The organism is Exiguobacterium sp. s191, from assembly GCF_018618955.1.
Classification (GTDB): domain Bacteria; phylum Bacillota; class Bacilli; order Exiguobacteriales; family Exiguobacteriaceae; genus Exiguobacterium_A; species Exiguobacterium_A abrahamii.
This window is the reverse complement of record NZ_JACSNC010000001.1, coordinates 1,650,973-1,669,445: the sequence shown is the minus strand read 5'-3', so window position 1 is coordinate 1,669,445 and position 18,473 is coordinate 1,650,973. Positions and strand designations below refer to the sequence as shown.

Here is an 18,473-nt window from a genome sequence, read left to right as displayed (position 1 = left end):
GAGCTCAGTCATACATGAAACGTCTTCTCAAGCGTAGCGCATCAAAATGAGCGACGACTTCAGGTGAGACGTGTTTTCCGATACGCGCCATCAGGCAGTTGGCAGGATGGGAGGCGATTTCCGGATCGTCGGTCGGGAAGAAGACAAGACCACCATGGTTCATCATCTTCTCCATGATTTTTCGGTAATCCCAGACCGATAGTCCGCTCCCTTTTAAGTCCCAATGCCAATAATATTCAGTCGTTAAAATCAAATAGTGTTCCATAGCGGGATCGAGCATAGAGATTTCAAGCAATTTTTTACCGATCTGTTGTCCGCGAAACCGAGAGGAGACTTCGATCGCTCCGAGTTCCAAGATGTACGGATTGTTTCCTTCGCTCCACGTTTCGTATGGATCAGGGTATAAGTAAGTCACATAACCGATGATTTCCGTTCCTTGACGGGCGACGATGATCCGTCCTTCCTCAAGGTCTGCAATCTCAACGAGCGCTTGATGTTGTTCAGCGGGTGGACGAAAAGCCGTCAACCCTGAATCGAGTGTATACATTGCTAGTGTTTGACTCGGTACGGGACCTTCGATGTCAACAGGACCGAGTGATGTTTCATGCGTCCGATGATTGAATTGTTTTTCAAACATGTAAGCGTCACCACCTTCCTATTCATTATAGACGAAAGCGCTTGAGCAAAGAGAGGGATTTTTTAACAAATTGACGGCAAATGGATTGAACTGACGGATAACTAGCTTATAATAAAGAGGAAAACATAGAAGGGGAGGAACGAGACATGAAAGTTTTGAAAGCGCTTCCGGGGAAGCATTGGTTAGCAGAGTATGATGAAACGAACACGTACGACTGGAAAGATGCTGAGCAGTACTTTTCATGGGCGACAACGGGGAAAGTCAACATGGCTCATGAAGCAATCGACCGCCACGCAGAAGGCGAGCGGGCGAACAAGGATGCGCTGATCTATTTCGATGGAACGACGGAACAACGATTCACATATGCAGATATGAAACGATTGACGAATAAAGCGGCAAACGTATTAGTCGATGCAGGGGTCAAAATGGGTGACCGTATTTTCATCTTCATGCCACGTTCACCGGAATTGTATTTTGCCTTGCTTGGCGCACTGAAGGTAGGCGCAATCGTCGGTCCGTTATTTGAAGCATTCATGGAACAAGCGGTCCGTGATCGCTTGCTTGATTCTGAAGCGAAGTTACTCGTGACGACGAAGGCATTGCTCCCACGTGTTCCAGTTGGGGAACTGGAATCACTTGAAAAAGTAGTACTTGTCGACGAAGATATCGAAGAATCGGACACATTACTCGATTTCCGCAAAGCGTTCGAGCAAGCATCCGATGTATTCGAACCGGTCTGGTTAGATCGTGAAGACGGATTGATCCTGCACTACACTTCAGGATCGACAGGGAAGCCGAAAGGTGTGCTCCACGTTCAAAATGCGATGATTCAGCACTTAATGACAGGTCGCTGGGTACTTGATCTCCAAGAAGATGATGTCTACTGGTGTACGGCTGACCCGGGGTGGGTCACAGGAACAAGTTACGGTATCTTCGCACCATTCTTGAATGGCGCGACGAACATCGTCGTCGGTGGACGCTTCAATCCGGATTTCTGGTACAGTGTCATCGAGAAGTATAAGGTAACGGTCTGGTATAGCGCACCAACGGCTTTCCGGATGTTGATGGGAGCGGGAGCGGATGTTGCAAATCATCATGATCTCTCAAGTCTTCGTCATGTATTGTCTGTCGGCGAACCGTTGAACCCAGAAGTCATTCGTTGGGGGAAAGAAGCCTTTGATCAACGGATTCATGATACATGGTGGATGACGGAGACAGGCGCGATGATGATTTGTAACTACAAGTCGATGGACATCAAACCGGGATCGATGGGGAAACCGATTCCAGGAACTCAGGCTGCGATCATTGATGATCAAGGAAATGAGTTACCGCCATTCCGAATGGGGAACCTTGCTTTAAAAACACCATGGCCATCGATGATGCGTCAAATTTGGAACAATCCGCAGAAATATGAATCGTATTTCTTTAAAGGATGGTATGTCTCAGGGGATTCTGCCTATATGGATGACGAAGGTTACTTCTGGTTCCAAGGACGTGTCGATGATGTCATCATGACGGCTGGAGAACGGGTTGGTCCGTTCGAAGTCGAAAGTCGTCTCGTCGAGCACCCAGCTGTCGCAGAAGCCGGTGTCATCGGGAAACCAGATCCAGTCCGCGGTGAAATCATCAAGGCATTCATTGCCTTGCGTGATGGTTACGAGCCGACGGATGAGCTAAAACAAGAAATCCAAGCATTCGTCAAAGAGGGGCTGGCTGCTCACGCGGCACCGAGAGAAATCGATTTCCGGGATAAATTGCCGAAGACACGAAGTGGTAAAATCATGCGCCGTGTTCTAAAAGCATGGGAGTTGAATCTTGAAACAGGTGATCTGTCGACGATGGAAGATTAAACAAAAAAGGATGAATCACCGTGGCAGGTGATTCATCCTTTTTATTAGTTTTCAGAAGCAGCATCGTTTTTCTTTTCATCTTGTTTCTTCTGTTGTTCTTGCTGTTTCTTAGCGTCCGCTTCTTTTTTCTTAGCATCAGCTTCTTTTTTCTTAGCGTCCGCTTCCGCTTTCTTTTTTGCCTCTGCTTCGGCTTTTGCTTTTGCATCGGCAGCACGCTTGGCGTCGTCGGCTGCTTTTTTCTTAGCATCAGCTTCCGCTTTTTCTTTCGCCTGATCTTGTTCTTTCTGTTGCTCTTCTTTTTTCTGTGCGTCTGCTTCTTTTTTCTTTTCTTCTGCTTCTTTCTTTTTCTTCGCTTCGGCTTTTTTCTTTGCCTCTTCCGCTTTTTTCTTCTTATCTTCTTCTTTGAAGCGACCACTGTTCTTAAAGTCGTTTGCTGTTACAGAAGATGGTTGTGTGAAGCGGGCACCGGATTTGAAGTAACTACTGTTCGCGGCATACGTCGCATTCGCCATTTGTGACCACAGCGTTTGTGTTCGTTGGTAATACGTCGTTGGACCGATGAGCGAGTTGTTCTGATCGTGTCCTGTCCAAACGGCAAGCGTCACACCAGGAGTGGAACCGACAAGGTAAGAGTCTTTGACATCGTTCGTCGTACCTGTCTTACCAGCCCAATCTCCAGGAACGTTCAATCGATCTTTTGCAAACGTTGCTGTACCTTTTGAGAAGACGCCACGCATCATATCAAGTGTCAGGTAAGCTGTTCGTGGTTCATAAATTCGTTTTTTCTTCGGTTTTGCTTTATAGATATCTTTTCCGTCTTTCGTAATTTTCGAAATGACGTATGGTTGCACGAATTCACCATAGTTGGCGAGTGTCGCGTAAGCACCAGCAAGTTCGACCGGTGTAATCTCCATCGTTCCGAGTGCCGCCGAAGGAGCATAACGAATCGCATCCGGTACTTCAACACCCATATCGACGAGTTTTTGAATCGAGTTCGACATGTTCATCTTCTCGTAAATCTTAACGGCAGGTACGTTTAATGAAAGTTCAAGTGCTGTACGAACCGTCACGTTTCCACGATAACGTCCACCTTCGTTCTTGATCGGACGATCACCTGGTTGACGTGGTACGGTCTGGTAGTAGTACTCTTCATCATTGACGGTAGATGCCGGAGTGATCAAACGATTTTCAATCCCGTTCGAGTAGACGAGAATTGGTTTTGCCGTTGACCCGATTTGACGTTTCGCTTGGAATGCTCGGTTAAAATCATCGGCTTTTCCATCAAGGTAACGTCCACCAACGAATCCGAGGATACGCCCCGTCTCATTCTGAACCATGACTGCTGCTGTTTCTTCTGGATCTTGTTTCGAAACAGTTTTTTTCGTTTTTGGATCGACGACTTGTTTGTACTGCATGCCACCAGGGAAGTTCCCGTTGTTCTTCGCAGGTTGTTGCATCGATTCATGAATTTTTTTATCTAGCGTCATGTGAACTTTGTATCCACCTTGACGGAGTGCAACCAGTGCTTGATCTTGATAGTTTGCCCGGACTTCTGCCAGTTCAGACGGTTTGACTTCGTCTTCTTTCACACCATCTTGTTTCATCAAGTACTTCGTCATGATCTTCGTCGCTTCACGTTCTGCTAAATCATAGACATACGGATACGTGTCACGCGAACGTTTCGACTGTTTCGCGAAGTCTTTCGTGATGTCGTGTTTGATTGCTTTTTCATATTGTTCTTTTGTAATGTTTTTTGCAACATACATCCGCTTCAACACGGTCTTCATCCGATTGACACTTGGCGTCAAGTCTTTTTTGACGACACCGCCTTGTAGATAAGGTGTGTAGTAGTAAGGGTTTTTCGGAATACCAGCGAGGAAAGCTGCTTGTGGTAACGTCAGTTTTTTCGCTGATTTGTTGAAGACCCCTTGGGAAGCAGCTTCGATACCAGCGATGTTACGCCCGAGTGAATTTCGTCCGAATGAGACGACATTCAAGTATGCCTGTAAAATTTCATCTTTTGACATCGCATTTTCAAGGCGGAGCGCTAAGATGATCTCTTTTGCTTTCCGTTCGAATGAAACTTCGTTCGTCAGGATTTGGTTTTTAATTAATTGTTGTGTCAGCGTACTTCCGCCGGTGCGTGACGCTGAATTCGTCAATTCTTGTAAGACTGCTCGTAAAGTCGCTTTTGGAACGACTCCATCATGTTGATAAAAATCTACGTCTTCCGTTGATAGAAGCGCATCAATTAAATAAGGGGAGATATTTTTGATATCGACCGGCTGACGTTCTTCATCCGTTGAGATGTTCGTCAGCTTTTCGCCACTTCCCCAGTAAATTTGACTTGTCACCGCATAACTGTTCACTTCTTGTTTCATCTCAGTCAAAGGTGGAGCTTTCGTATCTTTGACGAGGGAAGCGAAATATCCTCCAGCCGCTCCGACAGAGAAGCTGCCGATGAGAAGGACTGCTATGATGAGGAATAAAATGATGTTCCACGAAACATCGTATGTGATATTCGACCAGTGCCGAACGGCTTTCGTCCGGGGGTGATTCCAAAACTTGAACCAGTTCTCGCGCATAAATGATCTCCTTTGCATCTTAAACTTAGGTGTAAATTAATATTAAATCACAGATAGACGTATTATACCATAAATCCACCAGTGAAATCGGACTTGACAGCGGATTCGTCTTCGACGTATCATAAAACCATCTTATTTTCATATACTACGTTAAACAGTGATCGGAATACAGTAGTAAGTCACTCCCTGTGACAGAGACCTAGTGGTGCTGCGAACTAGGACACAGTGAACTTACGAATTACGCTTCCAGGAGTTTCTTGAGAAATCAAGCGGTCCGTCCCGTTATCGACGAACCAAGTGGTCCTTTTATGTAAAGGGCAATCAGGGTGGTACCACGGAATCTTCCGTCCCTTCGTCTTAGACGAAGGGGCGGTTTTTTATTGTTAAAAGTGAACTTTAGGAGGAGACACAATGACGTTACTAGAGGATTTAGAATTTCGCGGTTTAATTAACCAAATGACGGATGAAGAAGGATTGAAGACATTACTCGAGACACCAACGACGCTTTACACAGGCTTTGATCCAACAGCAGATTCGTTGCATATCGGACACTTGTTACCGATCTTAGTCTTAAAACGATTCCAACAAGCAGGTCACCATGTCGTAGGTCTCGTTGGTGGAGCAACGGGAATGATCGGAGACCCGAGTGGTCGCGCAACAGAACGTTCGTTGAATACATCGGATATCGTCGAAGAGTTCGCGAACCGGATTAAGGGCCAGTTGTCACGTTTCTTACCGCTTGAAGGGGAGAACCCGGTTACGATCGCCAATAACTTGGACTGGACGAAAGATTTGACGATCATCGATTTCTTACGCGATATCGGAAAGCACTTCCCGGTCAGCTACATGCTTGCGAAAGATTCTGTTGACTCACGCCTTCAAAACGGGATCTCATTCACTGAGTTCTCATACATGTTACTTCAATCGTTTGACTTCTTGAAACTCTACGAAGACAAAGGGTGCCGCCTTCAAGTCGGAGGAAGTGACCAATGGGGGAACATCACAGCAGGGATGGAATTGATTCGTCGTGCGGGTCATGAAGAAAAAGCATTCGGTTTGACGGTACCGCTTGTTACAAAAGCAGACGGTCAAAAATTCGGTAAGACAGCAGGTGGTGCGGTTTGGTTAGACGCTGACAAAACGTCACCGTACGAGTTCTACCAATTCTGGTTCAACGTTGACGATCTTGACGTCATCAAGTTCTTGAAATACTTCACGTTCTTAACGCACGAAGAACTCGACGCGCTCGCAGAAGAAGTCAAGGCAGCGCCAGAGAAGCGTGTCGCGCAACGTCGTCTTGCAGAAGAGATGACCGTTCTCGTCCATGGTGAAGAAGGTCTGACACAAGCACAACGTATTACGACGGCACTCTTTAGTGGAGATATTAAATCGTTGCAAGTCGAAGATATCGAAGATGCGTTCAAAGGAATGCCGCGCTTTACACTCGGTGAAGCGACAAACCTTGTCGACGTTCTCGTTGAGGCGAAGATCAGTCCGTCAAAACGTCAAGCACGTGAAGACGTCACGAACGGTGCAATCTACCTAAACGGAGAACGCGAGCAAGATTTAACGAAAGAAATTACGGAAGCTGATGCAATCGGTCGCTTTACGATCGTACGTCGCGGAAAGAAAAAATACTTCGTCGTCGAGCATGCTTGATGATATACGAAACGCTCCCTGCACTTAGATGCAGAGAGCGTTTTTTTAAGCTGTTCGGAATAAACGGAGTGGCAACAAGCGAACGGCAATCGTCGTGGCAATGACAGCTTTGATCGTATCCCATAAGACGAAAGGATAGTTAATCGCAAAAGCATCTTTGAACGATAGATCGAGTACAGCCATTAGACCAAATGTTCCAAGCAAGTAGACTAAACCAAGACCAAAGACGATCATCCCGATGAAGAGGGGAACGAAGCGACGCGTTTTTTCAGCAACAAGACCGATGAAGAATCCAGCAATCGGAAAGGCAATCAAATAACCAACGGTTGGTCCGACGAATGGGGCTAGTCCGCCTTTTCCGCCAAGCACCGGTAGACCAGCTGCTGCGAGTAATAAGAAGATTAAGACAGCGAGTCCACCACGTTTTCCACCGAGAATCGCGCTGACCGTCATGATCGCGAGCATCTGAAGCGTGATCGGAACAGCGCCGACGAGTTGAATTTGTGGCAAAGAGCTGACGGCTGCGATGATGGCAGCACCAAGGGCGATGAAAGTTAAATCTCTTGTTTTCATGAATGAGTCCTCTTTTCTGTTTGTGTTAACTATGTATATTTAAAGGTTAACACAAACGAATGAATGACGTCACTCTTTTTTTAAGACCAGGTATACATTTTAGTCATAGGCATAAAAAAAGCACCCACCGAAGTGAGTGCTGGAACAATCGATTAACGTGAGTAGTACTCGACGACGAGTTGTTCTTGGATTTGATCGTTCAATTCAGAACGCTCAGGAAGACGGACGAACGTTCCTTCGAGCTTCTCAGCATCGAAAGTAACGAAGTCTTTAGTTGCTGGAGCAACTTCGAGTGCTTCTTTGATAACGACAAAGTTCTTCGATTTTTCGCGAACTGAGATCGTTTGACCTGGTTTCACGCGGAATGATGGGATATCAACGCGTTGTCCATCAACTTGGATGTGACCGTGGTTGACGAGCTGACGAGCAGCACGACGTGTACGAGCCATACCCATACGGTAAACGACGTTATCAAGACGTGCTTCGAGTAAGAACATGAAGTTCTCACCGTGGATACCAGGCATTTTGCCAGCATCGTTGAAGATACGGTTGAATTGGCGTTCGTTTACTCCGTACATGTGACGAAGTGTTTGCTTCGCTTGAAGTTGAAGACCGTACTCAGATACTTTACGACGGCTGTTACCGTGTTGACCTGGTGCGTAAGGGCGTTTTGCGATTTCTTTTCCTGTTTCAGTAAGTGAGATACCGAGACGACGTGAGAGTTTCCAAGCTGGACCTGTATAGCGAGCCATAATAAGACTCCTCCTTATTGTTCGTTATTATTTGCATAAAAATAATAACGCCATCAAACCCACATTACGCCCATTTCATGATGTGGCACCCTCGCTTGATAGCAAAGTTACACGATGCCCCTCCGGTTATTCACCGAGTCATGAAATGTGATACGTAAGCGATTTGACCGCTATCGTTATCATTTCTGCACTTTTACAAGTATACGGTGTGGACAATCGACTGTCAATCAGAATTACAGATGGCGAAGCAGTGTCGTACAGAATGCTTCTAGACCAGCTTGATCGACTTCGTCGAAACGGTTGAATTCTGGGCTGTCGATATCGAGGACACCGATCGTTTGTCCGTCTTTGACGAGTGGAATGACGATTTCTGAATTCGAAGCCGCGTCACATGCGATGTGACCTGGGAACTGATGCACATCTTCGATTCGTTGTGTCGTCTGTTCTGCTGCGGACGTTCCGCAGACACCACGACCGAATGGAATACGGACGCATGCTGGAAGTCCTTGGAATGGTCCGAGGACGAGTTGGTTTTGCTCCGTATCCGTCAAATAGAAGCCGACCCAGTTGATACGGTCGAGGAACTGGTTGAGCAACGCGCTCGCATTCGATAAGTTTGCAACTTGATTGTCTTCTCCCATTAATAGCGCATCCAGTTGTTTTGAGAGCATGTCGTATTGTTTCGTCCGGTCACCTTCATATGTCTTTGTTTCGAACATAATAAAAATTCCTCCCGTAAAAAGCGTATTTTTTTTAGTTTAACGAGTTTTCGCGTGGCTGACAAACAATTGATTTTTGGAAAAAGGATTCAAAACAGCGGAAGAAATCAGGAAAAGCCCTTGTAAATCTATGCAAAACGGTTGCGCTATACTATTATAAGGATAAGATTATTGCGATTTAGAGAAAATCTAAAGTCGTAGGACAGAGTGGAGGTCGTGACAAATGTGGGCATGGGTGATCGGAGTCATCGTCATCGTATTACTCGTCATGCTATTTAGCATGATCAGTCGAAAAAAATACTACACGAAAATCGATGAACTTGATATGCGCAAACAAGGCATCGTCAGTGCATCGATTCCAAAGGAGTTGCAGGACTTAAAGCAACTACCGATGGCGGGTGAGACGGAGACGAAGTTCAGCTCCTGGCATCAAGCGTGGGAAGAGTTATTAACGGTCCACGTCGCCCAAATCGATGAGACCCTTTACCGGGCAGAGGAAGCGCTCGATAAATATCGGTTCATCGCCGTCAAGAATGACCTCGAAGTAACGGAACAATTGATTGCGGAACTCGAAGGGTTGATCGATGAGATGCTCGTCGAGATGTCGACGTTCAAAACGAATCAATCGGTTCTAGCCGAACTGAAAGCGCAAGGGGAAGCCGATTCAGGGCAAGTTCGGAAATCATTATTGATTCAAGCGAACTCATTCGGTCCGGCGCTTGCGCGTCTAGAAGAACGGAGTGAACAAATCGATGCGCACTGGAATGAGATGTGTCAGTACGAAGCTTCAGGTGAAGTGACGAAGGCGTATGAAACAAGCTTGCTACTCGAGCAAGAAGTAGCAACGACGCGTCAACTCGTCGAACTTGTACCGAAACAATGGAAGATTCTTGCTCATGAATTACGTCAACGGATTGATCAGCTCGGAGCAGGCTATAAGGAAATGTCGTTAGATGGGTATCCACTTGAACCACTCGGTCTCCAATCCGAGATCAAACGGTTCGAGGAACAACGCCTGAGCCTTTCTGAAAAAATCGAAATGCTAGAAGTCGATGGTTTGGAAGAGGCGATTCAACAGTTATCAGCCGATGTGGATCAAATGTATGATACGTTCCGTCGTGAGGTCGATGCGCGTCATCAAGTGAAAAAAGAAAACCAATTCTTGAAACAAAAAGCGCTACGGATGCGTGAACGGATTCATCAATTGGCACAAGAGTTCAGTATCTTACGTGAAAAATATGAAATCTCAGCAGATTTAGGGATTCACTATGAAACGATTCAGCGTGACGAAGAGCTGCTCTTTGAAGCAGCGAAAGATCTTGATGAGTCGATTGCCGGAAAAATCATCCCGTTCAGTATGCTCGAAGATCAGATGCGCGATGCGATTCGCCTCGAAGAACAGTTGATGATTCAGTACGAACGCTTTACGGTCGAACTCCAGGCACTTCGAAAAGAAGAGACGGAAGTTCGCGAACGAATCGTCGAATGGCGTCATCAGCTGTCGCAGACACGCCTCCGTCTGAAACGACTCGGATTACCGAACTTACCGGCTGAGGTGGAAGAAGCGCTCCGAAATGCGAATCGTTCACTGCAGACGCTTGAAACACGGCTCGAAGAGTTACCGTTTAACGTTCGATCGATCGTCGCACAAAGTCAAGACGTCCAAGAAACGTTTAAACATGTGCAAGAACGGTTAGATACATTAGTGTTCGAAGTCACGTATGCCGAACGGCTCGTCCAGTATGCGAACCGGTACCGTCGCCACGACAACGAGATACATATGTCGCTGACGATCGCGGAAACGAAGTTCTTAGCGGGAGACTATGAACGAACGATTGTCTTAGCGGAACGTGTCCTAAATGAATACGATCCGGCCGCGATCGAACGTATTAAACGGTCGTGTGCACCAGAAGAAACATTGCACGTTTAAATCAGGATCGACAATTCAGGGTGACCGTCATGGTCACCCTATTTTTGTAAAAAGAGGAGTGAGTGGAATGGGAACACTATACGTAAACGGATTGATTCGAACGATGGCACACGAAGAGGATGTCCATTCAGCGATGTTCGTCGAGAAAACGCGGATCATCGCGATGGGGGAGGAAGGAAAGCTACGCCGCCGTTTCGGTAGACGTATTGATCAGATTTACGATTTGAACGGAAAAGCTGTATATCCAGCCTTTACAGATGCGCATATTCATCTGATCGGTTACGGGGAAGCGATCAATCGTGTCGATGCCTCGCGTTATACGACGCTTGAAGCGTTAGGACAAGCTTTTCTCAAGGCGGAACCAGTCAATGGAATCCATGTGGCAGAAGGCTATGACGAAACGAAGCTTGATCGTGCACCGACGAAGGCGTGGCTCAATCAGTTGTTCCCTGACGCACCTGCCTTGTTGAAACGAACAGACCGGCATACAGCACTTGTCAACGATGTCTTATTCCAACAGCTCGGATATAAAGCGTCGACTGTCATCGAAGGTGGAAAGGTCGGTTTATCGGATAATGGAGAAGCTGACGGATTCTTGTACGATGCGGCGCTTGAACCTTTATATGCGTTACAAGCTGGAAACTTGGAGCGGAATAAAGCGTCCCTTCGATCAGCGATTAAGAACTTATACCAATATGGCATCATTGCGGCACACACAGAAGACTTGTCGTATCACGGGGATGTCGCGGACATCTTGCAAGCTTATAAGGAAGTGACGCAAGAGACAGGCTTCCATACGCATCTGCTCGTGCATCATCTTGTCATCGATGAGTTCGTACAACAACAACCTACTTTACCGTCAACGATGTCAATCGGTGCGATGAAACTGTTCGTCGACGGCGCGCTCGGAGGACGAACAGCTCTTCTCGGTCGTGGTTATTCCGATGATCCGACGACACGTGGTATCGAAGTGCATACGCCAGAACAACTCGAACAACTCGTCAAACGCGCACGTAGTTACGGGTTCACAGTCGCGGCACATGTCATCGGTGATTTAGCGATCGAGCGGTTCGTACAGGTGCTCGAGAAGTATCCGGCACCAAAAGGGAAACGAGATCGCATCATTCATGCGACGGTCGTCCGACCAGAAACGCTTGCGCGAATTCGGAAGTTACCGGTCTTGATTGACGTTCAACCAGTCTTTTTACTAGATGACGCCGACTTCATCGTCGATCGACTCGGCTTGAACCGCTTAGACTGGAGTTATCGTTTACGTTCGTTAGCTGAGACCGGCACACTATTGTGCGGCGGAGCAGATGCGCCGATCTCTGAACCCGATGTCCGGCGGTCGCTTTATGCAGCGACGGAAGGAATGGCAGGGCGTGTCAATAAAACGAACGAGACGTTATCGATGTTTGAAGCCTTGTTGCTCTTTACGAAAAATCCACATCTCGCGACGGAAACACACGGTCGAAAAGGATTGCTCTTACCAGGCTATGATGCCGACTTCGTCATCTTTGAAGAAGACTTCTATCGCTTGCGTGGGGAAGCCATCTTGAATAACCGTTTGGTCGAGACGGTCCAAGCTGGAAAAACCGTTTATCAGGCGGAAGCCGCGTTAGTGTGATGTTTGCGCATAGTGTGAAATAGCTTCCGAATAGAACGTGGATAGTCCGGGTGCATACGCATCGTAATAGGCACGAAATCGTTCGTCAGACACATACATCTGACCGAGTGAGGCAAAGAGAGATAATGCGCACGGGTAATAGTACGTATCGATGAAATCATGTTGTTCTTTGACGACTTGTTGAACGTCCGGATCCGTCGTCGCGTGCCCGTCGCGGTAAAGGGTCGTCAAGCGCTGATCGAGTTGCTTATGCATGCTGCTCAGTTGTTCTTTCTCTTTCGGTGTTCGTTGTTGTTGTCTTTTTGCACCGATTCGATAGGCGTCAGTGTCACCGTAGTGTTGCTGGACTTCATCTGCATGTTGCTTTTCATGCGTAACGATCTCTTCGTGGCGCAAACCGCGGAATAATTGTTCGTCTTTCATCGGGAGTCCTCCTTTTAAGGTGAGTAATGTCTGTTCAGCGAGTCGAGCAAGCATTTGATAATGAGAAGCTTTTTCTTGCAGGAGTGCAATCTGCTTTTTCAGTGTCGTATGATGATTGGGATCAGATTGCGTGAGTAATCTTTGGATTTCTGACAGTGGGAAATCAAGAGAGCGGTAGAGCAGGATTTGTTGTAAACGTAAAAGATCCTCTCTGCTGTAACTTCGGTGACCAGCATTGGTACGCTTTGGCACGAGGAGACCGATCGTCTCATAATGATAGAGTGTTCGTTTTGTGACGCCGGTCAGTTTGGCGATTTCCTGAGTGGAATACATCATTTGTGTACCTCCTTTGATTGGAGTATAAAGGGTGACGTAACGGAAGACGCAATAAAAAAATCTGCCCCGAGGAGGCAGATTTTTTTATTGTCATAAGAACGAGCGTTGAATCTTATGCCAAAATGTATTGTTCGTCAATTTGACGGTTTTCAGTTCTTTTTCAGAAAGCTGGATATCGACTGAATCTGTTCGTGTGAGACTGAGTGCTTCGTTATCCATCCCGATGATCGGATAGTCGTTTCCGTCCTCGATGATGCGTAACGAAAGTTTCCGTCCACGGTTCAATAGGAAAGCAGAACCGAGTGTCCGGTACCGGTTGTTGTTGACGGAAGCAATTTCGCTGACTTGAAGACAATGGATCAACGGATCGACGATCGCACCAGAGAGTGACTTATTATAAGCTGTAGAACCCGTCGGTGTTGAGATGACCATTCCATCCCCGCGGAATGTCTCAAACAGGAAGTCGTCGATATAGACTTCGATCGCAAGTGATTTGATGATGCTCGACTTCACGGAACATTCGTTCAGACAGAGCATCGGTGGTCCACCGTTGATGGATGCTTCGAGCAGTGGATAACGACGTACTTCGATTTCACCATCCGAGACACGGTTGCCTGTCTCTTTAAAGATCGCTTCGACCGCAGAAAGATCATTGATATCAAAATCACAGTAGAACGAGTTGGGTCCTTCAGCGAATCCAACATAGATCGCATCATCACGGAAACCTGTGAAGCGTGCCGCTTGCAAGAAAGCCCCATCTCCACCAATCGAGACGATGATGTTTGCTTGTCGGTGATCTTGGACGACGTTCAGACCGTATCGTGTACCGACATCAATCAACTTTCGCACCTGCGTCTCGTGTCTTTGTGTATTTCGGTAGTACAGGTAGACATTATTTCGAGCCATGGTCAATTCCCCCTTGAAAGCGTTTCATGAACTCTTTCATTATACCTGTTTTTTGGAAAGACGGGTACTGAAGTCCATCAATTATGGCAGAATGCTTGCCATCTTCGCGGATCATTCCTATAGTTAAATAGAAAATACAGTATATCCATTCAGGGGAAAAGGGGAATTCATAATGGCAACATTTAAAGGAAATCCAATCACACTTCAAGGTACGGCGGTTCAAGTCGGACAAACAGCACCTGACTTTCAAGTGTTAGCTAACGACTTATCACCGGTAACACGTGATACATATCAAGGTGTCCGGATCATCAGCGTCGTCCCATCAATCGATACAGGCGTTTGTGATGCACAGACACGTAAATTCAATGAAGAAGCAGCAACAATCGAAGGTGTGACGGTCATGACGGTCTCAAACGACCTTCCATTCGCACAACGGCGCTGGTGCGCATCAAGCGGTCTCGATCAAGTCGTGACGTTGTCTGATCACCGTGATCTTTCATTCGGTACACAGTATGGCGTAGCCATCGAAGAATTACGCCTGCTTGCCCGTTCTGTTTTCGTTCTTGATTCAAACAACGAGATTACGTACGTTGAATATCTTGAAGAATCAACAGACGAAGTCAATTTCGAAGCAGCACTCGCTGCAGCACGTGAAGCGAAGTAAGAATGGTTTACAAACGCCGCTGAAGCGTTACAATGGAACTAATGATAGAAACGGCTCCCGCTCTACGGGGGGCCGTTTCGTTTTGGAGAGGATGACGTACATGGAGCCGTTAGAAAAGTTATATAAGGAATTAACACGTCAAACAAAACAAATCGAACGTGATCTTGATATGCCCTATTTAGAAGCGTTGACGACGGTGATTGATCGATTGAACGATCGTCATACTGAAAATGTAGACAAAGAGGTCATTCGGAAGGCAGTATCGCTTGCTATTCTAGAAGGGATGAAACAAGCACAACCGAACCATTTGCCGACGCCAGATAGCGTCGCTTTGTTTGCTGGTTATCTAATCGGGAAATTGGTAGGTAAGGAGGACATCCGACTACTTGAGTTGGGGAGTGGGACAGGTGGCATGTTACATGCTGTCTTAAGTCAGCTTTCGACAGGTACATCTGCTGAGGCGGTCGAGGTGGATGAGACATTGATTCGTTTATCGGCAGCGGTAACGGAATTACTCGACTATCCAGTCACGTATACCCATCAAGATGCGTTACGACCATTATTGTTGGATCCAGTTGATCTTGCGATGGCTGATCTTCCTGTCGGTTATTATCCGGATGAAGAGGCTGCCGCTTCTTACATCTTGAAACGAGACGAAGGCATGAGCTATAGTCATTTCTTGTTGATTGAACAAGCGATGCAATACGTCAAACCAGGTGGATTTGGTGTCTTCGTTATTCCGAACGGTCTGTTCCAGCATGATACGGAAGGCAAGTTGAAACAATACTTCGAATCAAAAGCGCATGTCATCGGTATTTTGCAGTTGCCGCTCACGATGTTCAAACAAGAACAGGCGGCAAAAAGTTATTTGGTCGTCCGTAATCATTTAGCCGGTATGAAGATGCCGAAACAAGCATTGCTTGCTGAGTTGCCATCGTTCACAGATACCCGCGCGTTTGGTGGTATGGTGAAACAGATTGATGAATGGATTAACACAGAATTAAAATGAATTACGCAAAGTGATTGAAATCTGTCGTTAATTTGACTATTCTAGTTGTAGAACAGAAATAGAAGAAAACCTAAACAGATGTGAATGTTCATTGGATTCAAATGGAAAAGGGGAAAAATCATGGCAAAAATTATGGCGGTAAACGCAGGTAGTTCGTCTTTGAAGTTCCAATTGCTCGAAATGCCGAACGAAACGATGATCGCAGTCGGACTCGTTGAACGCGTCGGTAAAGACGATGCAATCTTTACGATTAAATATGGTGAAGGACAAAAGTATACAGATGTCCTCCCACTTGCAACACATAAAGAAGCAGTCGAGTTGTCACTCGAAAAATTAATGGAGTTCGGAATCATCTCGTCTTACGATGAGATTAAAGGTGTTGGACACCGTGTGCTTCATGGTAAAGAAAAATATGCAGACTCTGTATTGATTACAGATGAAGTCATGCACGATATCGAGTCTTACACAGAGCTCGGACCACTTCACATTCCACCAAACTTGATCGGAATCCGGGCATTCCAAGCATTGCTTCCGGAAGTACCACAAGTGGCAGTCTTCGATACAGCGTTCCACCAAACGATGCCAGAAGAAAACTTCCTTTACAGCTTGCCGTATGATTACTATACAGAATACGGTATCCGTAAATATGGTTTCCACGGTACGAGCCACAAATACGTTACGGAACGTGCATCTGAATTACTCGGTCGTCCGTTAAAAGACCTCCGTTTGATCTCGTGTCACTTAGGTAGCGGAGCATCAATCGCAGCAGTTTCAGGTGGCGAATCAATCGATACGACGATGGGCTTCACACCGCTTGAAGGGATCACGATGGGAACACGTTCTGGTTCACTTGACCCAGCGTTGATTCCATTCTTGATGGAGAAAACAGGGAAAACAGCAGAAGACGTCTTGAACGTCATGAACAAAGAGTCTGGAATCTACGGTCTCTCAGGTCTTTCAAGTGACTTGCGTGATGTCCAAACGGCTGCTAAAGAAGGAAACCATCGTTCAGAGATGGCACTCCGTATCTTCGCGAACCGTATCCACGGTTACATCGGGCAATACGCTGCTGAGATGAACGGTGTCGATGCGATCATCTTCACAGCCGGTGTCGGAGAAAACTCAGATTCAATCCGTGAGCGTGTCTTACGTGGTCTTGAATTCATGGGCGTTTACTGGGATCCATCACTCAACAACGGAGCTCGTGGAGAAGAACTCTTCATTAACTACCCACACTCACCAGTTAAAGTCATCATCATTCCAACGAATGAGGAATTGATGATTGCACGCGACACGGTTCGTGTTGGTGGATTAGTTGCTCAAAACGCATAATCATTTCAAAAGGACTGAGTCGTTATTCCAACGATTCAGTCCTTTTTTTAATGAAATCTACGAAAGAAAATATACGAACGTACGATCCGTTGTTACGTTGTTTGTCATATAACGAAAAATGAATCGTCATCTTTGTAAAAATAAACCCAAAAAAGGTCGATTTCTTAAAAAAATGAGTCGTTTGTAACATAAAAGTAATAGTACAGACATATTTTTGTGGTCTATATGTAACGGCACTCCCTCGTTTTGTCATGTATATTAATCTCAGTTAACAAACACGAAACAATGATGGAGGAGAAAATACATGATGAAACGGATGCTCGCAAGTGTTTTAACGGTCGTGTTAGCACTCAGTTCGTTTGCAGGTCTTCAAGCAGAGGCTGCAACTAAGAAAAGCGTCAAGTCAACAGTCGATAGCCTAGTCATTCGTCAGAAAGCTACTACTTCTTCGAAAAAGCTCGGTCTTCTATATAAGAACCAAACGTTATCGTACAAAGCAAAAACAGGTAACTGGTATAAAGTAAGTTACAAAGGTAAAACAGCTTACCTTAGCGCAAGCTACTCGAAAGTCGTGACATCAAGCAGTTCGAAAAAACAATCAACAGGTGGTTGGAAAACAATCACGAACGTAAGCGCAACAGCTTACACACCGTATGATCCAGGTAGTGGTAATCTGACAGCAATCGGTTGGAACATTAAAAGCTCGAAAAAGAAAGTCGTAGCGGTTGATCCACGTGTCATTCCACTTCGTTCGACAGTGAAAGTGTATTACAAAGGGAAATTAAAAGGGACGTATACAGCTGCTGATACTGGCGGTGCCATTAAAGGGAAGAAGATGGATATCCTTTACTACTCTCGTTCAGAAGCTTTCAACTGGGGTCGTCGTACGGTTACAGTAAAATACAAATGATTTTAAACCATCGGACATTGGTTCGATGGTTTTTTTATTTAAATAGGTCGTCAAAAAGCCTTTCTTCCTTTGAAATGAAGGAAGAAAGGCTTTTTGTAGAAGAGTGATTCATAAACGGACGATCAAGACGTCGCATTTTGCGTAACGCGTAATGCTTTCAGAGACACTACCGATGAAGAAACGCTCGACAGCGTTTAAACCAGTTGCGCCACAGATGATTAAATCGGCATCGTGATTAGGGGCAAGCTTTTTAGCGATCGTTACTTTCGGTGAGCCGTATTCAATCGCTACTTCGACTTCCTGTACACCGCGATCTTGAGCGGTCTTGACGTATTCGTCTAGCAATTCCTTCGCGTAAGATTCGGCACGTTCCGTGATGGTGCGGTCATAGGCTTCAACTGTTGCGAATGTCCGTGTATCAATGACGTGTGCGATGATCAATTTTGCATCATTTCGCAATGAAACATCGATTGCCGTCTCGAAGGCACGTTCTGCCTCTTTTGAGCCATCTACTGCTACGAGTACATTATGATAGACGATTGCCATGATGAATCCATCCCT

At 46.0% G+C, this 18,473-nt stretch carries 16 protein-coding genes and 1 other annotated feature; of the genes, 8 read left to right on the top strand and 8 right to left on the bottom strand.

Annotated elements, in window-relative coordinates:
• Positions 1–4 precede the first annotated feature (4 nt).
• Positions 5–637 (bottom strand): GNAT family N-acetyltransferase, encoded by a 633-nt coding sequence (locus KNQ09_RS08855; RefSeq protein WP_149427723.1) that lies wholly within the window; start codon positions 635–637, stop codon positions 5–7.
• Between the two features lie 146 nt (positions 638–783).
• On the opposite strand from KNQ09_RS08855, the gene acsA reads away from it, so the two are divergent.
• Positions 784–2,487 carry an acetate--CoA ligase gene (gene acsA, locus KNQ09_RS08850; RefSeq protein ID WP_064299497.1) on the top strand — a complete coding sequence of 568 codons (1,704 nt, stop codon included), beginning with the start codon at positions 784–786 and terminating at the stop codon, positions 2,485–2,487.
• 44 nt (positions 2,488–2,531) lie between these two features.
• Here the strand turns inward: acsA and KNQ09_RS08845 are convergent, their stop codons facing one another.
• The gene (locus KNQ09_RS08845) at positions 2,532–5,072 is read right to left on the bottom strand and encodes a transglycosylase domain-containing protein (protein ID WP_214858155.1); all 2,541 of its coding nucleotides are present in this window, start codon (positions 5,070–5,072) and stop codon (positions 2,532–2,534) included.
• Positions 5,073–5,220: 148 nt separating this feature from the next.
• Positions 5,221–5,427: a binding site (T-box leader), on the top strand.
• Positions 5,428–5,483: 56 nt separating this feature from the next.
• Here KNQ09_RS08845 and tyrS point away from each other — a divergent pair.
• On the top strand, positions 5,484–6,731 hold the full coding sequence (tyrS, locus tag KNQ09_RS08840; RefSeq protein ID WP_064299499.1) for a tyrosine--tRNA ligase: 1,248 nt from the start codon (positions 5,484–5,486) through the stop codon (positions 6,729–6,731).
• 45 nt (positions 6,732–6,776) lie between these two features.
• Here tyrS and KNQ09_RS08835 read toward each other — a convergent pair whose 3' ends face one another.
• The 3 genes from KNQ09_RS08835 to KNQ09_RS08825 form a co-directional block, all read right to left on the bottom strand.
• A complete protein-coding gene (locus tag KNQ09_RS08835) occupies positions 6,777–7,304 on the bottom strand; it encodes a biotin transporter BioY (RefSeq protein ID WP_023469060.1) in 528 nt (175 codons plus the stop codon).
• Between the two features lie 152 nt (positions 7,305–7,456).
• On the bottom strand, positions 7,457–8,056 hold the full coding sequence (rpsD, locus tag KNQ09_RS08830; protein ID WP_023469059.1) for a 30S ribosomal protein S4: 600 nt from the start codon (positions 8,054–8,056) through the stop codon (positions 7,457–7,459).
• Between the two features lie 233 nt (positions 8,057–8,289).
• On the bottom strand, positions 8,290–8,775 hold the full coding sequence (locus KNQ09_RS08825; protein ID WP_023469058.1) for a GAF domain-containing protein: 486 nt from the start codon (positions 8,773–8,775) through the stop codon (positions 8,290–8,292).
• Positions 8,776–8,998: 223 nt separating this feature from the next.
• Here KNQ09_RS08825 and ezrA point away from each other — a divergent pair, with 223 nt between their 5' ends.
• Positions 8,999–10,705 (top strand): septation ring formation regulator EzrA, encoded by a 1,707-nt coding sequence (ezrA, locus tag KNQ09_RS08820; RefSeq protein ID WP_064299501.1) that lies wholly within the window; start codon positions 8,999–9,001, stop codon positions 10,703–10,705.
• Between the two features lie 67 nt (positions 10,706–10,772).
• Positions 10,773–12,332, top strand: a complete 1,560-nt coding sequence (locus KNQ09_RS08815) for an amidohydrolase (protein ID WP_214858154.1) — start codon at positions 10,773–10,775, stop codon at positions 12,330–12,332.
• On the opposite strand, the gene KNQ09_RS08810 is transcribed toward KNQ09_RS08815, so the two are convergent.
• Complete coding sequence (locus tag KNQ09_RS08810) at positions 12,324–13,091, bottom strand: MerR family transcriptional regulator (protein WP_214858152.1); 768 nt, start codon at positions 13,089–13,091, stop codon at positions 12,324–12,326. The two genes, KNQ09_RS08815 and KNQ09_RS08810, sit on opposite strands and share 9 nt — an antisense overlap.
• A gap of 90 nt (positions 13,092–13,181) precedes the next feature.
• Complete coding sequence (locus tag KNQ09_RS08805) at positions 13,182–13,997, bottom strand: NAD kinase (protein ID WP_023469054.1); 816 nt, start codon at positions 13,995–13,997, stop codon at positions 13,182–13,184.
• 172 nt (positions 13,998–14,169) lie between these two features.
• Here KNQ09_RS08805 and tpx point away from each other — a divergent pair, with 172 nt between their 5' ends.
• The 4 genes from tpx (at position 14,170) to KNQ09_RS08785 (ending at position 17,912) form a co-directional block, all read left to right on the top strand.
• Positions 14,170–14,661 carry a thiol peroxidase gene (gene tpx, locus KNQ09_RS08800; protein WP_035396538.1) on the top strand — a complete coding sequence of 164 codons (492 nt, stop codon included), beginning with the start codon at positions 14,170–14,172 and terminating at the stop codon, positions 14,659–14,661.
• 100 nt (positions 14,662–14,761) lie between these two features.
• Positions 14,762–15,670 carry a class I SAM-dependent methyltransferase gene (locus KNQ09_RS08795; RefSeq protein WP_214858150.1) on the top strand — a complete coding sequence of 303 codons (909 nt, stop codon included), beginning with the start codon at positions 14,762–14,764 and terminating at the stop codon, positions 15,668–15,670.
• Between the two features lie 120 nt (positions 15,671–15,790).
• Entirely contained in the window at positions 15,791–17,002 is a 1,212-nt protein-coding gene (locus KNQ09_RS08790) for an acetate kinase (protein ID WP_023469051.1), read from the top strand.
• Positions 17,003–17,306: 304 nt separating this feature from the next.
• A complete protein-coding gene (locus tag KNQ09_RS08785) occupies positions 17,307–17,912 on the top strand; it encodes a 3D domain-containing protein (RefSeq protein WP_050678579.1) in 606 nt (201 codons plus the stop codon).
• Between the two features lie 108 nt (positions 17,913–18,020).
• On the opposite strand, the gene KNQ09_RS08780 is transcribed toward KNQ09_RS08785, so the two are convergent.
• On the bottom strand, positions 18,021–18,458 hold the full coding sequence (locus KNQ09_RS08780) for a universal stress protein (protein WP_029342342.1): 438 nt from the start codon (positions 18,456–18,458) through the stop codon (positions 18,021–18,023).
• Positions 18,459–18,473 lie beyond the last annotated feature (15 nt).